The following is a 19,161-nucleotide window of genomic DNA, read 5'->3' as shown; positions in this document are numbered from 1 at the left end:
TTTTTCAGCGTCATTCTCGTCGCACTTTAATAACAGGATATTCCCTTGCTTAGTACCGCAAATATCACCATGCAATTTGGTGCCAAACCCCTATTTGAAAATGTGTCCGTCAAATTTGGCGACGGCAACCGTTATGGTCTTATTGGCGCTAATGGTTGTGGTAAATCCACCTTTATGAAAATTCTTGCTAAACAGCTGGAGCCAACATCAGGCAATGTTATGCGTGATGTGAATGAGTCCTTTGCTGTATTAAAGCAGGATCAGTTTGCCTACGAAAATGAACGCGTCATCGATGTGGTGATTATGGGTCAGCCTGAACTGTATGAAGTCCATATTGAACGTGACCGTATCTATAACCTGCCAGAAATGAGCGAAGAAGACGGCCTCAAGGTAGCTGAACTGGAAGGCCAATATGCTGAGATGGATGGCTACACCGCTGAGTCCCGTGCGGGCGAACTATTATTAGGTGTAGGCATTCCTGTCGAACAACACTACGGCCCGATGAGTGAAGTCGCACCAGGTTGGAAGTTACGTATTTTATTGGCTCAGGTGCTGTTTGCTGACCCAGACATCATGCTGTTGGATGAGCCGACTAACCACTTGGACATCAATACTATCCGTTGGTTGGAAGATACGCTTAATCAGCGTAACAGCACCATGATTATTATTTCGCATGACCGCCATTTTCTGAACAGTATTTGTACACATATGGCCGATATGGATTATGGCGAACTACGCATCTACCCCGGTAATTATGATGAATATATGCTGGCATCAACACAAGCCCGCGAACGTCTGATGGCTGATAACGCCAAGAAAAAAGCTCAGATTAAAGAGCTGCAAGGCTTTGTCGCCCGTTTCTCAGCGAATGCATCCAAAGCCAAACAAGCGACGTCTCGCCAGAAACAAATGGAAAAAATCCAGCTGGAAGATATCAAACCTTCGAGCCGGGTCAATCCCTTTATTCGTTTTGATCAGGAAAAGAAATTATTCCGTAATGCCTTAGAAGTCAGCAAAATCACCCAGTTCTATGAATCGGATGAAACCTCATTATTTAAAGACTTTAGTTTCATGACAGAAGTCGGTGAAAAAATTGCGGTCATCGGACCTAACGGTATTGGTAAAACCAGTTTAGTCAAAACCCTGGTAGGTGAGCTTCCGCCTAAAGCTGGTGAAGTAAAATGGTCTGAAAATGCCAATATTGGTTATTACGCACAAGATCATGATCACCTGTTTAAAGATGATTTGACACTGTTTGAATGGATGTCTCAATGGGCAGGTCCAGAAGATGATGAACAAGTCATCAGAGGCACGTTAGGTCGTTTACTGTTTTCTGGTCACAGCATTGATAAAAAAGCCAACGTCTTATCCGGTGGTGAAAAAGGCCGTATGTTATTCGGCAAATTGATTCTGCAACGCCCTAATATCCTGGTCATGGACGAACCGACCAACCATATGGATATGGAATCGATTGAATCGTTAAATATGGCATTGGAACAATTTGAAGGCACACTGATTTTTGTCAGCCATGATCGTGAATTTGTCTCTTCATTAGCGACACGTGTGTTTGATATGGAAGCGGATGGCATCACCGATTTCCGCGGCAGCTATGATGAATACCTAAAAAGCCTGGGCGTGACCAACTAGTTAGTTCATATTCAGTTCAGCTGAGGCATTATTGCCTCAGTTGAACTTAACTTTAATCCAAGGCTTCTGCCTGAAAAGCATCACAACGAGATAAATCAAAGCCATGTGAAGCTTGTAATTGTTTATTCGCGTGACGCAAGGCCGTCCGCATTCCCTCTTCCAGCACCGGATGATAAATCGGCATCGCCAGCACCTGAGTTGCCGTCAGTTCCTGACTGAGTGCTAAAGCCAGGGTATGTGCCATATGTTCAGCGGCAGGACAGGCCATTTCAGCACCAAGAAGCTTGCCAGACTCTTTATCCAGATAAATGCGCATCAAGCCCTTATTACGTTGTGCCGCCCGTGCCCGTCCCTGATCAGCATAATCCACTTCACCAATCACAATATTCTGCTCATCCAGCTCTGCGTAAGATAAACCAACCATCGCACTTCCCGGCTCACTGAACACCACACTTAAGGGAGTTCGTCGGCAATAGGCATTGATGCCGTCGCTCACAACATTATGACCCGCTATCCGGCCCTCATCAGCAACTTCATGCAACAGCATTTTATTCGCACTGGCATCACCGGCAATAAATACAGCCGTTCCCTCAACTTGCGTTGAATTTGGGTTAATTTCTGGCATGCCTTTGTCATCAAGACTCACATCCAATGTGTTCAATCCCATCCCATCAAGGTTAGGGCGACGACCTACAGCGACCAAAACCTGATCCACCTCAACTTCATTATGCTCACTGACCACTTTCACACCAGTTTCCGTCTCAATAAGATCGGCCTTGGCCTCAGTGAAAATATCAAACTCTTCTGCCAAAGCTTGTTTTAGCGCATCACTGACTTTTTTATCTGTCAGCCCTGCCAATAAAGATTCTGCGCCAAAGGCAGTCACTTTGATGCCTAATCGTGACAAAGCCTGCGCCATTTCAATACCGATTGCCCCAAGGCCTATCACCGCCATTCTGGGTTTTAGGTTTTTTTGTTCAAACAAGGTATTTGTTGTCAGTATTTTTTTGTCGCCTATCTGTTCCCAGTCAGCCGGCACTATGGGTCTGGAACCCGTAGCGATGATTATTTTTTTTGCGGTGATTAACTGATCATTAACACTGATGGTATTAGGCCCCTTAAGACAGGCGCGTCCAGTAATGACCTTATCTTCAATATCACGAACGGATGATAATGTGCTTGATACATAATAATCTCGCAGATGACGAACCCGCTCGAATACAGCAGCGATATCAATCGTCAGTTGGTCGGCATGTTGAATACCGAACTCTGCGAAGGTATGACGATGATGATACGCATTTGCCGCTTCGATAAGCAGCTTGGAAGGCATACAGCCGACTCGAGCACAGGTTGTGCCGTACTCGCCTTCATTTATTAACAAAAAATTCTCAGTCTCTTTCTGTACTTGTTTAAGGGCTGCTAAGCCGGCCGTACCTGCCCCAATGATAATGACATCGGTCTGGGTTGCTTTTGTCATGATTATCCTTTTTGGAGCGATGCTTAATCTTCGATTCTAAATCCGACTTTGATCGTGACCTGCCAGTATTTCACACCATCGTTTTCAATATAGCCACGTGTTTCAATCACTTCAAACCAGTGCATATGCTTGACGGTTTCGCCGGCTTTTTTGATAGCATTTTGAATAGCCTGATCTGAACTTTCACTGGAACTACCGGTTAACTCAATCAGTTTGTATGTGTGTTCACTCATGTCTCACTCCTTTGTGTGATAGATAACGTTCTAAGCCATCATAAAACCTAAAACCTGACATTACCAGAAATGCGCCATATCACATTAAACAAATGATTTTTCTATCTTTTGCTTGTTCAGGATTGTATAATATGCGGTTTATCATCCCGCTCCTCAGTTTTGCGTTCAAAACTGACATTCACAGGTTTTTGCATGTCCACAGAACAACTTGACTCGATCCCCTCATTTAGTGAGTTGGGTATCGCTCCCGCTATTGTCAAAGCAATCAAAGAAGCCGGTTACGAAACACCGTCACCCATTCAAGCACAAAGTATTACGCCTTTATTAGAAGGTCGTGATTTACTGGGCCAGGCCCAAACCGGTACAGGTAAAACTGCCGCGTTTTCTCTGCCGCTATTAAGTCGTTTGAATGACCGTCAAAAGACACCTCAAATTCTGGTACTCACCCCAACACGTGAATTAGCTATTCAAGTCGCAGAAGCGATGCAAGGCTATGGCCGCCATATGAAAAATTTCCATGTTTTACCCGTTTACGGTGGTCAAAGCATGGGGATTCAATTACGCCAGTTACAACGTAGCCCACAGGTCATCGTCGGCACCCCTGGTCGTATTCTTGATTTGATCCGTCGTGGCAAATTACCACTCGAAGATCTGAAAGCACTCGTGCTGGACGAAGCTGATGAAATGCTGCGCATGGGTTTTATTGATGATGTTGAAACCATACTGAAAGAAACGCCTGAAAATCGTCAGGTTGCGCTGTTCTCAGCAACAATGCCAAAACCGATCCATCGGGTAGCTCAGCGTTATTTAAAAGATCCTGTGGATGTCCACATCCAGTCAAAAACATCGACAGTTGACACGATTACACAACGTTACTGGCAAGTCACCGGTTTACACAAACTGGATGCGCTTACCCGTATCTTGGAAGTCGAAAACTTCGATGGCATGATCATCTTTGTTCGTACCAAAAATGCGACCGTTGATCTGTCTGAAAAGCTTGAAGCTCGCGGTTATGCCAGCTCACCATTAAATGGTGATATGAATCAGGCTTTACGTGAAAAAACCATCGAAAGAATGAAAGCAGGCAAGATTGATATCTTGGTTGCCACCGATGTGGCTGCGCGCGGTCTGGATATCGAACGTATGAGCCACGTCGTTAATTACGATATTCCTTATGACACCGAATCTTACGTTCACCGCATTGGTAGAACGGGTCGTGCAGGCCGTAAAGGTGAAGCGATTTTATTCGTCTCTCCACGTGAAAAACGTATGTTGGGTGCGATTGAAAAAGCCACTAAACAGACGATTACTCGGATGCAACTGCCTAGTAGCGAAGATATTGCTGACCGTCGTGTTATGGCCTTTAAACAAGACCTGACAGAAACCATCGAATCTCAAGATCTCGCCTTTTTTGAAAATCTGATTCGTCAGTATCAAGAAGAACATAATGCAGATCCGATTGAAATGGCCGCCGCATTAGCCTTTCAGGTGCAAAAAGCACGTCCATTAAATCCTCCTGTTGTACATTCAGAGCGTAAACAACCCAGAGAACGAGCTGAGCGCGCTGAACGTGGCGATCGTCCTGAAAGAGCGAATCGTGGTGAACGTGGTATGCGTTCAGAAAGACCACCAAGAGCAGAACGTAGCCCTCGTCGTCAGGCTTCTCATCAGGCTGAAGAAGGTATGAAAACATACCGAATCGAAGTCGGTACAGAACAGAATGTTGAACCTAAACATATCGTTGGCGCTATCGCCAATGAAGCCGGTATGGATAGTCGCATGATTGGCCGTATTACGATTAATCAGGATCACAGTCTGGTTGATTTACCTGATGGTATGCCAAAAGATATTTTTCAGCATTTAAGAAAAGTCTGGGTCAACAATAAACAGCTTGAAATTAGTCTTCCTGATGGAGATGCTGACACTGCTGTAGTTAGATCAGAGAGAAAACCTCGTCGTGTTGGACTACCTGCTTCTAGCAAAACAAAAAAACGTCCAGCCATAGCGGCAAAAAAGCAAAGAAAAGCGAATCGCGACTAAGCTAAAAAACACGTATTAAAAGCCCGCGGATGTCTGACATGCGCGGGCTTTTTTTATGGCATTAACTCACTCACTTCCGCAAACAATTCACTCATGCCACAATAGCGCTATGCTGAATATCATCTGGATGGCTTTTTTCCTTATCGCCTTTATTGTCGCACTGATTAAATTACTGGTGCTGGGCGACCAGTTAATATTTACCCAACTGATGCAAGCCATGTTTGAGCTGGCTAAAACTGCCTTTGAAATAGCTCTAGGGCTTACCGGCGTGCTAGCTCTATGGCTGGGTATTATGAAAATCGGCGAACGCAGCGGCTTTATACAATTACTGACCTATGCCCTAACGCCATTATTCCAACGCCTGATGCCTGATGTCCCCAAAAACCATCCTGCCATTGGCGCCATGATAATGAATATCTCTGCTAATGCACTTGGTCTGGATAATGCCGCGACACCGCTGGGCATCAAAGCCATGAAAGAATTGCAGAAACTAAATCCGTTCAAAGATACCGCCAGTAATGCGCAGATACTGTTTCTGGTGATTAATACCTCTGCCGTCACCTTATTTCCTGTGACCATATTTACCTACCGGGCACAAATGGGTGCCGCCAACCCAACCGATGTGTTTATTCCAATTCTGATCGCAACCTATATTTCAACCCTGGTTGGATTACTGAGTGTGGCCTGGGTGCAGAAGATTAATCTGTTGGATCGGGTTGTTCTGGCCTATCTAGGCGGGTTCACAGCCGTCGTTTTTGCTTTATTGCTATATTTTTCGAACTTGCCACAACAGGACATGGTGAACCAATCCTCCTTGATCAGTAATGTAATTTTATTTTCTTTGGTGATTGTCTTTATCACTGCAGCATGGATAAAAAAAGTAAATGCCTATGATGCCTTTATTGAAGGGGCGAAAGAAGGTTTTGAAACAGCAGTCACCATCATTCCCTATCTCGTTGCTATGCTGGTAGCCATTGGTGTTTTCCGGGCCAGTGGTGCAATGGATATGCTGGCAGAAGGATTACGCCATCTAGTGCTTAGTCTGGGAATGGATGATCGTTTTATAGAAGCACTGCCCACAGCATTAATGAAACCCTTCAGTGGCAGTGGTGCCAGAGCCATGATGGTCGATACCATGCAAACCTATGGTGCCGACTCGTTTGCTGGACGACTGTCTTCCATTGTTCAAGGCAGCACCGAAACGACTTTTTACGTGTTAGCCGTGTATTTTGGTTCGGTCGGTATCAAGCATATTCGCCACGCGATTGGCTGTGGACTTGCCGCAGATTTTGCTGGCATTTTAGCCGCTATCACTGTGGCCTATTGGTTTTTCGGCTAAGCAGAAAAAAATCATACCTAAACAGCAAAAATTTGCTAAATTTTGCTGCCTGTTCAACCCCTTACCTCAATGGAACCAGTGGGTCATCCGACTCCCAAGCTCTCCATCTAAAGTAATCGGTCTGGTCTTAATTTGTCCGTTTGGAGATTGCATGCTTGAAGCCGTTAATTCATCCCACAGAAGCTACCTATGATTATATTGCTGATGCCATAGCTGACAAAGGCTATTGCGTCCTGCCTCAACTTCTTCATGCTAATTTGAATAATGCATTACAACAACGTGTGATGAATCTGGATGATGATGATTTCAAACGTGCAGGTATTGGCCGTGAACAAGACTTTCAGTTGAATAACACTGTTCGTCGTGATGAAACCCGCTGGTTAACGCTGGACAACAGTATTGATAAAGCTTACCTCGATCAGATGGCTGAGTTTCGTCTGGCTATAAACCGTCGCTTGTTTATGGGCTTGTTTGATTACGAAGCCCATTATGCGCATTACGCACCGGGAGCTTTTTATAAAAAACATGTCGATGCTTTCAAAGGTGAATCTAACCGGGTATTAACTACCGTGCTCTATCTCAATCCTGAATGGCAAGAAGATGATGGTGGGCAGTTATTCATTTATGCAGCAGATTCAGATACCGTCATTGAAAGCGTAAACCCAAACTTTGGCTGTTTTGTGATTTTCCTCAGTGAGCAATTTCCACATGAAGTAGTCAAAAGCTATCGAGATCGTTACAGTATTGCAGGTTGGTTCCGATTACATGATCCGTTACAAGCACCTTTAATATGACAAAACTTTTCGACATTTTTCAGTTAGGCCATCCGATACTACGTCAACCTACTGAAAAAGTTGAAGACATTATGAATTCAGCCTTCCAGTCGCAACTGGATATGTTGATGGATTTTGTGATGGAAAAAGGTGGCATGGGTATCGCCGCACCACAAGTAGGGATTTCGCAGCGTTTTTTTATCATGTCATCCCATCCCAATGCCCGTTATCCTCATGCGCCGGATGTGCCTGCTTTTTTTGTCATTAACCCAGAAATCATTTCCACCTCAAATACACAAGAAAAAGACTGGGAAGGTTGCCTTAGCCTACCCGGCATCCGTGGATTAGTGCCTCGTCATACTCAGATTCACGTTCGTTATCAAACCCGCCAGGCTGAATGGGTTGAAACTCGCTATGATGGTTTCCTTGCACGTGTTTTTCAGCATGAGTTTGATCATCTGCAAGGTCATGTTTTTCTAGATCGGGTGGAATCGACTTATGAGGTGATGATGGAACACGAATGGCAAAAACAAATCGTCGAAAACCGAAAAGGCTTATAAACGAATATGGGACAGAAATTTGATGCGTTATCTGATCGCTTAATCGAATTTATTCAGCAACAACATCTCTTTTTTGTTGGCACAGCGACGGAACATAGTCGTGTGAATATTTCACCAAAAGGTATGGACTCACTTCGCGTTCTGACCCCGAACAGAGTCATTTGGCTCAATGTAACCGGCAGCGGTAATGAAACAGCAGGCCATATTCAGCAACATCCCCGAATGACCATTATGTTCTGTGCCTTTAGCGGTAAACCCATGATTTTGCGTCTGTATGGTACTGCCAGCGTGATTCATCAAAATGATGCCGAATGGCATGAATTATTCCATTTGTTTGACCCACTACCAGGTGCCCGACAAATATTTGATCTGAACATTGATTTAGTCCAAACCTCTTGTGGCATGGCAGTTCCTTTTTTCGACTATAACGGTGAACGTGAGCAGCTCAATAATTGGGCTGAAAAAAAAGGGACTACAGGGATTGAAGACTATTGGCGAGAAAAAAATAGCAAAACAATTGATGGTATTACCACACATATTGAAGATAAGAATCTAAGCTAATCATGCTCGACTATACTGAATATACAAAATTTCTGGTGTCCTTAATCGCCATTGTTAATCCACTAGGGATTATTCCCATTTACATCAGTCTGACGGCTGATTACAGCAGTGCTGAGCGTGCAAAAATAGCACGGACTGTGATTATCGCTGCCACAACCATTCTTTTAGTCACTGCCTTTTTAGGGCAGTGGATTTTAGAGTTTTTTGGCATCAGTATTAACTCGTTCCGTGTAGGTGGTGGCATTATGCTGTTACTGATGGGTATTGGCATGCTTCATAACACCAGTAAAGGCCTGAAACAAAATCATGAACTGGCCCAGCAGTCAGGTGAGTCCATTGCTGTTGTTCCTCTTGCCATGCCTCTCCTTGCCGGTCCGGGAGCAATCAGTACTGTCATCATTAATGCTTATAAAGGTCATGGCGTTGCCCATTACAGTATTATCGCTCTGGATATCATCCTGCTGGGATTGTTGTTGTGGATTTTATTATTGCTGGTGCCATGGATAGCCCGCCGTATGTCTACAAATGGTATCAATATCGCTACACGTATTATGGGGCTTATTCTGGCTGCTATTGCGGTCGAGTTTATTGCAAATGGTTTAAAGGGCCTGTTCCCTGCCTTGGCAGGGTAAAAAAATTTATTGCACTTTATCTTTGTCATTAAAGAAGTTTTTCACCTGCTGCACAATAAGATCTGGTTTGATATCCATACAGGCAAATGGCGTATCCAAATGACACTCACTTTGTGCGCAATACTGACAATCAATATGTTTCTCTGCTGAGACTTCTGCTCCGAGAATGGATGGAGGCAAAGGGCCAGTGATCATATAAGATGGACAATCAACCAGCCTGGCTAACCACTGTGTCGCTGTTGCTACGGTAATTAATAAGTCCGTTTTCGCCAAACGCCCGAGCGTGACATCCATGCTCACTTCACCATTAAACTCGCTCCACACATAATAACCTTCAGCTTCCAGTAAACGCTTCAATTCGTCCTTATAGGGGTATTGTTTACTGGCAATACGTCCAGAAGTCGATAAAGCAATAACTCTTTGCCGCTCACCGCATGGAAAAGTCACAGTTTTATCAAAGTTATCCAAAGAAATATCGATAGTTTCAGGGAACTGACAACACTGATTTAAGTAAAACTGTGGATAGGCCATTTCAGCATATTCAGGCTTATCCCACCAACGCTCAAACCACTGGGCCATATTAGGAAAGGTACTTTCTATGTATTGCCATGGCTGTTGAACATATGATTGTTGAATTTCAAAGGTTAACAATGATGAAAATAGCTCTTGCATCGACATTTGCAGGTAGTTACCCGCGACGGGCAACCCCATATCTTTAAGACATCTAGCCAGCACACAAGGCATAAACCAAGTATCAAGATTAATAATCTGATCGTATTCTTCGTAAGCAAGATATTCGGCCAAATCAATAAAGCGAGGTAAGGCTTCCTGCATTTCAGACGGCCACTGTTCTGACGTCACCATATGCACTTTATCAATTTCGGGCATCAAGCCCATGAGTTCAGCGCCAACATTAAATGTCATCACGTCCAGCTCGGCATCAGGGTAGCGTTGTCGCATTATCTTGGCTGCAGGTAATAATATGGAAGCCACATCACCTAAGCCCATCATCCTTAATAATAAGATTTTCATACTAGTATTCTGTCATTTAAGAAACCTAATACTAACAATCCTTTGAGCATAGGGTGTAATAAGTTGTACTTGATAGTACATAGTAGTGAAACGTCAGTGAGTCAGAAGAAATCTTATGCTAGAACTCAAGAGCCAAACATTGTACCCACTTGCTGGGTCAACTCGGCTGAACGGTTTGGGTTGCGTAATGCTGTCATCACTAATTCACGCATACCAGGCATAAACATTAAATCTGCCAGTATATGGCTAAAGCCTTCATAACCAGCTCCATTAACAGCGAGTTTTTCAACAAATAGCTGACACAGTTCCGAAGACTCAAGTACTTTCCAGCAACGACCGGCAATCACGGCTAACACTTCAATATGACGACTGATATCAGACATAAGCGTCTGCTTGACCATACTCTCAACCATGCCCTGAGCAGAGGTATTAGAGACAGCCCTCAGACAAGCACAAACCTCAGTTATATCAGGCTGATTTTGCTCTAACTCATTTTTAAGCCGCCACTGCAAAGCCTCAACCATATTATTCGCTGGTTCAGCATTTTCCATAAATGAAGTCAGCATATGAAAGGGTTGAGGTGGAAGCTGGGGTAAGGTTTGAATTAACGCTTTTGTCAGCGTTTTATCATCAGTTCTCACCGCAATATCGGCAACGCCCTGCATGCCAAGAACTTGCCAACTATCAAACGGTTTCTGACCAGTAAAGTAGTCGTATGCTGCCTCGTAAAATGATGAAGGTCTTAAGCTGAGACTTTTGGTTGCCTGTGCATTAAAAGCCGCCATCCGATCTTCGCGTGGATTGAAGCTATAAGGACTATCTTTTAATGCGCCTTCAATATACTTGCCATCAGCAGCAGCGAGTAAATACTCACCTACCCTATCCAGCACCATTACCAGAAACTCGTCGCGAGCGGCCTGAATTAATAGCCCCTGTTCATCGAGAGGAAACTTGAGAAACCAGACATAGTGTCTGTCTGTGAATTGTGGATGCCAAAAGATAATGCCAAATAGAGCGGTACGTTGGAATGGATACGGATAAGGTACTTCAGCCGCTTCAAAGCGCGTAAATTTCTTAGCACTCAGTTTGGTGACTCTACGGCCCATATCAAAGACGCGATAATGGGCGCCACTCTGCTCCAGAAACTCACTCAGGGTGGTAATAGTATTTTCGCTCATTGTTTGCTCTAATTCAGGTGCGATACTCTGCGTTAATTTTTACGTAGTCGTAAGAAAAGTCACAGGTCCAGACTTGATCATAGGCATCACCTCGGTTCAATTTCACCGTGATAGTAATTTCTGACTCAGCCATCACAGCCTGGCCTTTTTCTTCAGTGTAACTATTCTCAGGTTGACCAGATTCAACAATACAGACATCACCAATAAAAATAGACACGCCTGATAAATCAAAATCTATTAGACCACTTCGACCAACGGCCGCCAGGATTCGTCCCCAGTTTGGATCAGACGCAAACAATGCGGTTTTTACTAATGGCGAATGGGCAATGGTATAAGCCACTTGACGACACTCTTCCTGACTTTGGCCTTGTTCAACATTGATGGTAATAAACTTGGTGGCACCTTCACCGTCACGCACAATCGCTTGAGCCAGATAACGACACACATCAGTAATCGCTTCCTGCAAAGTTTCACCTTCAGCGGTGCTGATTTGTTTAATTTCTGCATTGCCAGCTTGGCAGGTTGCCATTAATACACAAGCATCATTGGTTGATGTATCACCATCTACCGTAATGCGATTGAATGACTGTCCCATGGCATTATTAAGCATTGTCTTTAATACTGCAGGGTCAATATTGGCATCAGTCGCAATATAGGCCAGCATGGTGGCCATATCAGGCCGGATCATGCCGGATCCTTTTGATATGCCTGTAATCGTGATGGTTTTGCCATCAAGCTTTAACTGAACAGATTTTGCTTTAGCAATGGTATCAGTGGTCATAATGCCTTGGGCGGCAGCCAGCCAATTATCTTCAGATAAACGACTATAGGCTTCCGGTAATACTGCACTGATTTTATCAACAGGTAGCGGCTGACCAATAACGCCTGTAGAGAAAGGTAAAACGCTGGCCTCACTCACATCAGCCACATCGGCGACAGCCTGACAACAGGATTTTGCGGCTAAAAGGCCTGCATCCCCGGTACCGGCATTAGCATTACCAGAATTGATCAGTAAATAGCGTGACGCTTCATTGCTTTGATGTTGTTTAGCCACAATAACAGGGGCGGCACAAAACGCATTTTTTGTATAGACAGCTGCTGTTTGTGTACCGTCGGCCAGTTCAATCAAAACAACATCTTGTCGACCTGGCTTTTTTATTCCTGCACTTGCTGTGGCAAGCCGGATACCTTTAACAGGTAATAATGCTTCTGCAGTAGGTGCTGACAAATTCACTGCCATTAACTAATCGCTCCGTGACACTGTTTAAACTTCTTACCACTGCCACAAGGACAAGGATCATTACGTCCCACTTTATTACCTTCACGTGTGTAAGGCTGATGTGCCGCTAAATCTTCTTGTTGATTGTCTTCACTGCTGGCTAATTGCTGAGCCTGCTCATGTTGATATTCCATTTCAGCCGTTTGTCGGCGTTGTTCTTCAACAGCTTCCACATCTTCTTCAGCGCGAACCTGAACACGAGAAATCAACTTGATTACTTCATGTTTAATATTATCCAGCATGGTTTTAAACAGACTGAACGATTCACGTTTATATTCTTGCTTAGGATCTTTTTGTGCGTAACCACGTAAGTTGATACCGGTACGTAAATAATCCATCTGTGCCAGATGATCTTTCCATTGCGAATCCAGTGTTTGCAACATGATGGCTTTTTCAAAATGACGCATCAATTCTTCACCAACCGCCTGTTCTTTCTGTTTATAGGCTTTTTCAGCTTCTTCTACGATACGTTCACGTAATGATTCTTCATGCAGAGAATCATCTTGTTCTAACCACGTTCTAACCGGCGCATCTAAAGCAAACTCTTCGCGTAACGCATCCTCAAGACCAGCGGTATCCCACTGTTCATCAATGCTGTTAGGCGGAATATACAAACTGATAACATCATTAATTACACTACTGCGCATTGATGTGATGGTTTCTGACACATCATCAGCCGCCATCAATTCATTACGTTGTTCATAAACGACTTTACGCTGGTCATTGGCGACATCATCAAACTCAAGTAACTGTTTACGAATATCAAAGTTATGACCTTCAACTTTACGCTGCGCATTTTCAATGGCACGGGATACCCAAGGATGCTCAATAGCTTCACCCTCTTCCATGCCTAATTTCTGCATCAAACCAGCCATACGCTCTGACGCAAAAATACGCATTAAATTATCTTCAAGCGATAAGTAAAAACGCGTTGAACCAGGATCACCCTGACGGCCAGAACGACCACGCAACTGATTATCAATACGACGAGACTCATGACGCTCCGTACCGATGATATGCAAGCCACCTGCAGCCAACACAGCTTCATGACGATTCATCCACTCCTGGCGGATTTTTTGTTTTTGTTCTTCACTGGTGTCTTCTGGTAACGCCTCTAATTCTGCTTCCAGGCTGCCACCCAGTACGATATCAGTACCACGACCGGCCATATTTGTTGCAATAGTCACCGCTGAAGGCATACCCGCATTGGCAATGATATGCGCTTCTTTTTCGTGGAACTTCGCATTGAGCACTTCATGTGGAATTTTGGCTTTTTTAAGTAAACTATGAAGGTATTCTGAACTTTCAATCGAAGCGGTACCCACTAACACAGGTTGGCCACGTTTCACGCAGTCTTTCACATCTTCCAGAATAGCGTCGTACTTTTCTTTCGCCGTTAAGTAAATACGGTCCGCTTCATCCTTACGCAGCATTTCTTTATGTGTCGGAATAACCACTACTTCCAAACCATAAATGGACTGAAGCTCATAAGCTTCGGTATCAGCCGTACCGGTCATACCTGACAATTTGTTATACAAACGGAAGTAATTCTGGAATGTAATTGACGCTAATGTTTGATTCTCATTTTGAATCTTCACATTTTCCTTAGCTTCAACAGCTTGATGCAGACCTTCAGACCACCGACGGCCCGGCATACTTCTACCAGTGAACTCGTCAACAATCACAATTTGATTATCTTGCACAATATAATCGACATCTCGTTGGAACAGCACATGTGCACGCAGTGCGGCTGTTACGTGATGCATCAGGCCGATATTTGCCGCGTCGTACAAACTGGCATCAGCTGATAACAAACCGATATCGGTCAGCATGGATTCAATTTTTTCATGACCCGATTCAGTAAAATGAACCTGCTTATTTTTCTCATCCAGGGTGAAATCACCAGGCACAGTGACATCATCACCCTCACCTTCTTGTTTGCTCAGGCTTGGAATGAGTGTATTAATTTTCTGATATAACTCGGAGCTGTCTTCCGCGGGACCAGAGATAATGAGCGGTGTTCTTGCTTCATCGATTAGGATCGAGTCAACTTCATCGATAACAGCAAAATGTAATTCTCGTTGAACCTTCTCTTCAAGACGAAACGCCATATTGTCTCGAAGATAATCAAAGCCAAATTCATTATTGGTGCCGTATGTAATATCACAGGCATAGGCTTCGCGTCGGTCATCATTAGACAGACCGCCAACAATTACGCCAGTTGTCAGTCCGAGAAAGCCATACAGTTTGCCCATTTGGGTAGCATCACGTTTTGCCAGATAATCATTAACCGTGATGACATGAACACCTTTACCTTCAAGTGCATTCAAATAGACGGCGAGTGTCGCCACCAGGGTTTTACCTTCACCGGTTTTCATCTCAGCGACTTTGCCATCATTCAGCACCATACCGCCGATCATTTGCACATCGAAATGACGCATGCCAAGCACACGTTTACTGGCTTCACGTACCACGGCAAACGCTTCGGTCAATAAATCATCCGTAGTCTGTCCATCGGCAAGGCGCTGTTTGAATTCTTGCGTTTTAGCCTGTAGTGCCGGGTCATCAAGTTGCTCTATTTCGGTCTCAAACTTGGCAATCTCATCTATGAACTTACGCATTTTTTTTAATACGCGCTCGTTACGACTACCAAAAATTTTACTGAAAAACTTGCTAACCATTTTTTCGCCTTACACTGTGTTGACCTCGGCGTGAACGACACCGATAAAAAGTAATAAATTTGTGATTATAACGCGGACAAAGTCAGCGTTTGTAGATCACACTGTTTCATGTGGAGACTTCCCACGGATAAAACAAGAGCTAAAAAGAATTTACTTGATAAAACTATAAGGATTGATATGTTGACCGTCTCGCAATACTTCATAGTGAACATGTGGCCCGGTTGATCGGCCTGTAGAGCCCATCAGTGCTACTATCTCACCTTTGGTTACACGCTCACCCTTGCTTACTTTGATCGTTTTATTGTGCGCGTATCGTGTGACATAACCATTGCCATGATCGATTTCAACTAAACCGCCGTAACCTCCACGATCACCTACCCAACTCACAATACCATCAGCAACAGCCATAACCGGACTATTTTCTTTTGCTGCGATATCAATTCCTTCATGAAAGGTTTTTTTACCATTAAAGGGATCAATACGATTACCATAGAATGATGATACCCAGCCATTCTTGACGGGTTTACCTTCAGGGATACCCGCTGCAATGTTTTCCTTTGTTATCAGGTATTCCTCAAGCGCGTTTAGTGTGTCGCTCTGACCACGTAATTGACTGGAAAGCTGTTGTATCCCACGATCTAATGCTTCACTACCCAGTGGTGAACCATCATGCTCAATGCCGCCCTGCCCAGGATGTTCATCTAACGAAAAGTCTTCTGTATCGAATCCGGCAATTTGCGCTAAGCGTTCGCTGAACATCTTCAAACGAATCGTTTCCGCCTGCAAGCCACCTAATTGCTTTGCATAAAATTCTTGCAGATTTTCTTCTTGATTATTGCTAGCCAGAGTCTGATTCGTATCGGTTGGCTTTGGAGTTGAAGTGAGAGGAGGTACAGGAAGAGGATTTTCAATAACGCGATCGGTATAAAGCCATTTAGCGAGGCTATAACTGCTCACACTGATCAAACACGTTAACATCAGCATGAGTATCAACAACGTCGAGCGCGTCAAATGCCAATGCTTATGGGTCTTGCTGTTTGAGGATATAATGATAACCTGCATTGTTATCCTTTTTCAGTCACTTAAAATATGTCAAAAAAACCTGAGCGCATAAACCAACTCTATCAAAACGATAACCAGATGAAATGGTTATCAATTCGCGCCCAAAAACTGAACAAGCTTAACACCATTTTGCAAAAAAGCCTGCCTTTAAAATTTAGTAATCATTGCACATTGGCAAACATCACGGAAGACAAAATTGTCATCCTCACCGACAAAGCCAATTATGCCAGTCTATTGCGCTTTCAAGCTGCCTTTATTTGCAGTACTTTATCAGCGCATTTACCTAAACCAATCAAAAAACTTGAAGTAAAAGTTCGACCACAGTCTGAACCACTGAAACAGAAAACACTTCCGAATACACTTCGTGTTTCTGCAAAAACAGCAGACCTTCTCAAAAGTACAGCCGCTGAAATGCAAGACGGCCCGTTAAAGGCCGCCTTGAATAAATTAGCTAAACGTCAAGCCCAGAAAAAGGATTAACCTGAGATAGAAGCTGCAGGTCGACTGAAAAGAATGGGGGCATCTTTATCGTCTTCAAAGCTTACTAATTCCCAAGCATCTTCTTGAGCTAATAATTTCCGTAACAATTTATTATTCACTTCATGGCCTGATTTATGGCCTTTAAAGGCACCAATCAGACTATGTCCAAGTAAATATAAATCACCGATGGCATCCAAGACTTTATGACGAACAAATTCGTCTTCGTAGCGTAAACCATCTTCATTTAAGACACGGTAATCATCAACCACAATGGCATTGTCCATACTGCCACCTAACGCCAGATTATTTTCGCGTAACTTTTCGATATCTTTCATAAAACCAAAGGTACGAGCACGGCTTACTTCACGGACAAACGATGTGGAGGAGAAATCAACATCGACTTGTTGGGGACGTCCGGTAAAAGCTGGATGCTCAAAATCAATAGTGAAAGACACTTTGAAACCATCAAATGGCTCAAACTTCGCCCATTTATCACCATCTTCCATCATCACTGGTTTTTTGATTCGAATAAACTGCTTAGCAACATTCTGCTCTTCGATACCTGCTGACTGTACCAAGAAAACAAATGGACCAGCACTGCCGTCCATAATAGGTACTTCAGCCGCATTCAGATCAATATAAGCATTATCGATACCTAATCCGGCAAACGCAGATAATAAATGCTCTACTGTCGAAACGCGCTGACCATGTTCAATCAGCGTGGTTGATAAGGCTGTTTCACCGACATTCTCAGCTTTCGCCTGAATCTCAACTACAGGGTCGAGATCAACTCTACGAAAAATGATGCCTGTATTAGGGGCAGCAGGACGCAGGGTCAGATAAACCATCTCACCACTATGCAAACCGACACCGGTCGCACGAATCACATTCTTCAATGTTCGTTGCTTTATCACGGTGTATTACCCCCTTAAACAGTTACAGATCAAAGCATAATATCATAAGCACAATATTAGCAGCTACACTAAATTAATCAGCCTGGCGACGCAGGAAAGCCGGAATATCCAAATAATCCATATTGACATCACCATTGGCCACTTGTTTCTGCTGGCTATCTTTACCATTGCGAATCACTGTTGGTTCATCATAATCAATTTCAACAGGCTTTTTCACAATTTCAATTTGTGGCGCAGCTTCTTCAGGCGCTTTTGCAACGACGGCTCTAGGAGCTCCTAAACCAGTCGCGACAACGGTGACTCTCAATTCATCCGTCATATCCGGATCAATGACCGTTCCTACTACTACTGTGGCGTCATCTGAAGCAAATTCTTTAATGGTGTTACCCACTTCTTCGAATTCACCAATACTCATATCCAGACCAGCAGTAATATTAACTAACACACCACGAGCACCCGCTAAATCCACATCTTCCAATAATGGGCTTGAAACTGCGAGTTTCGCTGCTTCACGCGCGCGATGTTCACCTTTAGCATGACCTGTTCCCATCATCGCCATACCCATTTCTGACATCACAGTTCTCACGTCAGCAAAGTCGACGTTAATCATACCTTCGCGAGTAATTAACTCAGCAATACCTTGTACTGCACCTAATAAGACATCATTTGCTGATTTAAATGCATTCAGCAAGGTCATATCCTTACCTAATACTTTTAATAATTTTTCGTTAGGAATAGTGATAAGTGAATCAACATGTTGCCCTAACTCTTCAATACCCGCCTGCGCAATTTTCATACGCTTAGCACCTTCAAATGGGAAAGGTTTTGTGACAACTGCCACAGTTAAAATCCCCATTTCTTTAGCTACTTGTGCCACCACTGGTGCAGCACCTGTTCCTGTACCACCACCCATGCCTGCAGTGATGAACACCATGTCAGCACCATCAATCACTTCCATGATGCGTTCTCTGTCTTCCAATGCTGCCTGACGGCCTACATCAGGATTAGCACCTGCACCCAGGCCTTTGGTGATATCACCACCAAGTTGTAACTGGGTAGTGGCAGAACTTTTACGTAATGCTTGTGCATCCGTATTAGCACTGATGAAATCCACCCCTTCAATTTGGTTGATGACCATGTGCTCAAGCGCATTACCGCCACCACCACCAACACCAATCACTTTAATGATGGCATTCTCACTGTATGTATCAATTAATTCAAAAGTCATAACTTCTCCCCCAAAAAAATGTGTAAAACGAACATGCTCAATTAC

General features: G+C 43.8%; 17 protein-coding genes. 8 read left to right on the top strand and 9 right to left on the bottom strand.

Features of this window, described 5'->3' with window-relative positions:
* The first annotated feature begins 45 nt into the window (after positions 1-45).
* On the top strand, positions 46-1,647 hold the full coding sequence (locus AC13DA_RS04625; RefSeq protein WP_284452349.1) for an ABC-F family ATPase: 1,602 nt from the start codon (positions 46-48) through the stop codon (positions 1,645-1,647).
* A 52-nt stretch (positions 1,648-1,699) separates the two neighbouring features.
* Here AC13DA_RS04625 and AC13DA_RS04620 read toward each other — a convergent pair whose 3' ends face one another.
* Entirely contained in the window at positions 1,700-3,124 is a 1,425-nt protein-coding gene (locus tag AC13DA_RS04620; protein ID WP_284452350.1) for a dihydrolipoyl dehydrogenase, read from the bottom strand.
* A 23-nt stretch (positions 3,125-3,147) separates the two neighbouring features.
* Positions 3,148-3,357 (bottom strand): dodecin, encoded by a 210-nt coding sequence (locus AC13DA_RS04615; RefSeq protein ID WP_007145985.1) that lies wholly within the window; start codon positions 3,355-3,357, stop codon positions 3,148-3,150.
* A gap of 192 nt (positions 3,358-3,549) precedes the next feature.
* Between AC13DA_RS04615 and AC13DA_RS04610 the strand changes: the two genes are divergently transcribed.
* The 6 genes from AC13DA_RS04610 to AC13DA_RS04585 all read left to right on the top strand — a co-directional run bounded on the left by AC13DA_RS04610 (position 3,550) and on the right by AC13DA_RS04585 (position 9,262).
* On the top strand, positions 3,550-5,397 hold the full coding sequence (locus AC13DA_RS04610) for a DEAD/DEAH box helicase (protein WP_284452351.1): 1,848 nt from the start codon (positions 3,550-3,552) through the stop codon (positions 5,395-5,397).
* Between the two features lie 109 nt (positions 5,398-5,506).
* Positions 5,507-6,736 carry a nucleoside recognition domain-containing protein gene (locus tag AC13DA_RS04605; RefSeq protein ID WP_348638105.1) on the top strand — a complete coding sequence of 410 codons (1,230 nt, stop codon included), beginning with the start codon at positions 5,507-5,509 and terminating at the stop codon, positions 6,734-6,736.
* A gap of 155 nt (positions 6,737-6,891) precedes the next feature.
* Positions 6,892-7,530 (top strand): 2OG-Fe(II) oxygenase, encoded by a 639-nt coding sequence (locus AC13DA_RS04600; RefSeq protein WP_284452353.1) that lies wholly within the window; start codon positions 6,892-6,894, stop codon positions 7,528-7,530.
* Entirely contained in the window at positions 7,527-8,069 is a 543-nt protein-coding gene (gene def, locus AC13DA_RS04595) for a peptide deformylase (RefSeq protein WP_284452354.1), read from the top strand. The genes AC13DA_RS04600 and def overlap by 4 nt, the downstream gene beginning before the upstream one ends.
* 6 nt (positions 8,070-8,075) lie before the next feature.
* On the top strand, positions 8,076-8,630 hold the full coding sequence (locus tag AC13DA_RS04590) for a pyridoxamine 5'-phosphate oxidase family protein (RefSeq protein WP_007145990.1): 555 nt from the start codon (positions 8,076-8,078) through the stop codon (positions 8,628-8,630).
* A 2-nt stretch (positions 8,631-8,632) separates the two neighbouring features.
* Positions 8,633-9,262 carry a MarC family protein gene (locus AC13DA_RS04585; RefSeq protein ID WP_007145991.1) on the top strand — a complete coding sequence of 210 codons (630 nt, stop codon included), beginning with the start codon at positions 8,633-8,635 and terminating at the stop codon, positions 9,260-9,262.
* Between the two features lie 6 nt (positions 9,263-9,268).
* On the opposite strand, the gene AC13DA_RS04580 is transcribed toward AC13DA_RS04585, so the two are convergent.
* The 5 genes from AC13DA_RS04580 to AC13DA_RS04560 form a co-directional block, all read right to left on the bottom strand.
* Positions 9,269-10,294 (bottom strand): glycosyltransferase family 9 protein, encoded by a 1,026-nt coding sequence (locus AC13DA_RS04580; RefSeq protein ID WP_284452355.1) that lies wholly within the window; start codon positions 10,292-10,294, stop codon positions 9,269-9,271.
* 125 nt (positions 10,295-10,419) lie between these two features.
* Entirely contained in the window at positions 10,420-11,472 is a 1,053-nt protein-coding gene (locus tag AC13DA_RS04575; RefSeq protein ID WP_284452356.1) for a DUF3549 family protein, read from the bottom strand.
* A 13-nt stretch (positions 11,473-11,485) separates the two neighbouring features.
* The gene (argJ, locus tag AC13DA_RS04570; protein WP_284452357.1) at positions 11,486-12,712 is read right to left on the bottom strand and encodes a bifunctional glutamate N-acetyltransferase/amino-acid acetyltransferase ArgJ; all 1,227 of its coding nucleotides are present in this window, start codon (positions 12,710-12,712) and stop codon (positions 11,486-11,488) included.
* Entirely contained in the window at positions 12,712-15,432 is a 2,721-nt protein-coding gene (gene secA / locus AC13DA_RS04565; protein WP_284452358.1) for a preprotein translocase subunit SecA, read from the bottom strand. The genes argJ and secA overlap by 1 nt, the downstream gene beginning before the upstream one ends.
* A gap of 150 nt (positions 15,433-15,582) precedes the next feature.
* Positions 15,583-16,416 carry a M23 family metallopeptidase gene (locus AC13DA_RS04560; protein WP_007145996.1) on the bottom strand — a complete coding sequence of 278 codons (834 nt, stop codon included), beginning with the start codon at positions 16,414-16,416 and terminating at the stop codon, positions 15,583-15,585.
* A 156-nt stretch (positions 16,417-16,572) separates the two neighbouring features.
* On the opposite strand from AC13DA_RS04560, the gene AC13DA_RS04555 reads away from it, so the two are divergent.
* The gene (locus tag AC13DA_RS04555; RefSeq protein WP_284452359.1) at positions 16,573-16,974 is read left to right on the top strand and encodes a DciA family protein; all 402 of its coding nucleotides are present in this window, start codon (positions 16,573-16,575) and stop codon (positions 16,972-16,974) included.
* On the opposite strand, the gene lpxC is transcribed toward AC13DA_RS04555, so the two are convergent.
* The gene (gene lpxC, locus AC13DA_RS04550; protein WP_273182677.1) at positions 16,971-17,888 is read right to left on the bottom strand and encodes a UDP-3-O-acyl-N-acetylglucosamine deacetylase; all 918 of its coding nucleotides are present in this window, start codon (positions 17,886-17,888) and stop codon (positions 16,971-16,973) included. The two genes, AC13DA_RS04555 and lpxC, sit on opposite strands and share 4 nt — an antisense overlap.
* 73 nt (positions 17,889-17,961) lie before the next feature.
* Positions 17,962-19,116: a cell division protein FtsZ gene (gene ftsZ / locus AC13DA_RS04545; protein ID WP_007145999.1), complete on the bottom strand. Its 1,155-nt coding sequence runs from the start codon at positions 19,114-19,116 to the stop codon at positions 17,962-17,964.
* Positions 19,117-19,161 lie beyond the last annotated feature (45 nt).

It is taken from the genome of Methylophaga sp. F-2, from assembly GCF_056859315.1.
Note: the sequence above shows the minus strand (reverse complement) of the source record. Positions and strands in the feature narration are given on the sequence as shown.

What these genes read in the sequence shown, in the direction of transcription:
- AC13DA_RS04620 (WP_284452350.1), bottom strand. Translation starts at nt 3,124, where the DNA reads ATGACAAAAGCAACCCAGACCGATGTCATTATCATTGGGGCAGGTACG.
- AC13DA_RS04615 (WP_007145985.1), bottom strand. Translation starts at nt 3,357, where the DNA reads ATGAGTGAACACACATACAAACTGATTGAGTTAACCGGTAGTTCCAGT.
- AC13DA_RS04610 (WP_284452351.1), top strand. Translation starts at nt 3,550, where the DNA reads ATGTCCACAGAACAACTTGACTCGATCCCCTCATTTAGTGAGTTGGGT.
- AC13DA_RS04605 (WP_348638105.1), top strand. Translation starts at nt 5,507, where the DNA reads ATGCTGAATATCATCTGGATGGCTTTTTTCCTTATCGCCTTTATTGTC.
- def (WP_284452354.1), top strand. Translation starts at nt 7,527, where the DNA reads ATGACAAAACTTTTCGACATTTTTCAGTTAGGCCATCCGATACTACGT.
- AC13DA_RS04590 (WP_007145990.1), top strand. Translation starts at nt 8,076, where the DNA reads ATGGGACAGAAATTTGATGCGTTATCTGATCGCTTAATCGAATTTATT.
- AC13DA_RS04585 (WP_007145991.1), top strand. Translation starts at nt 8,633, where the DNA reads ATGCTCGACTATACTGAATATACAAAATTTCTGGTGTCCTTAATCGCC.
- AC13DA_RS04580 (WP_284452355.1), bottom strand. Translation starts at nt 10,294, where the DNA reads ATGAAAATCTTATTATTAAGGATGATGGGCTTAGGTGATGTGGCTTCC.
- AC13DA_RS04575 (WP_284452356.1), bottom strand. Translation starts at nt 11,472, where the DNA reads ATGAGCGAAAATACTATTACCACCCTGAGTGAGTTTCTGGAGCAGAGT.
- argJ (WP_284452357.1), bottom strand. Translation starts at nt 12,712, where the DNA reads ATGGCAGTGAATTTGTCAGCACCTACTGCAGAAGCATTATTACCTGTT.
- secA (WP_284452358.1), bottom strand. Translation starts at nt 15,432, where the DNA reads ATGGTTAGCAAGTTTTTCAGTAAAATTTTTGGTAGTCGTAACGAGCGC.
- AC13DA_RS04560 (WP_007145996.1), bottom strand. Translation starts at nt 16,416, where the DNA reads ATGCTGATGTTAACGTGTTTGATCAGTGTGAGCAGTTATAGCCTCGCT.
- AC13DA_RS04555 (WP_284452359.1), top strand. Translation starts at nt 16,573, where the DNA reads ATGAAATGGTTATCAATTCGCGCCCAAAAACTGAACAAGCTTAACACC.
- ftsZ (WP_007145999.1), bottom strand. Translation starts at nt 19,116, where the DNA reads ATGACTTTTGAATTAATTGATACATACAGTGAGAATGCCATCATTAAA.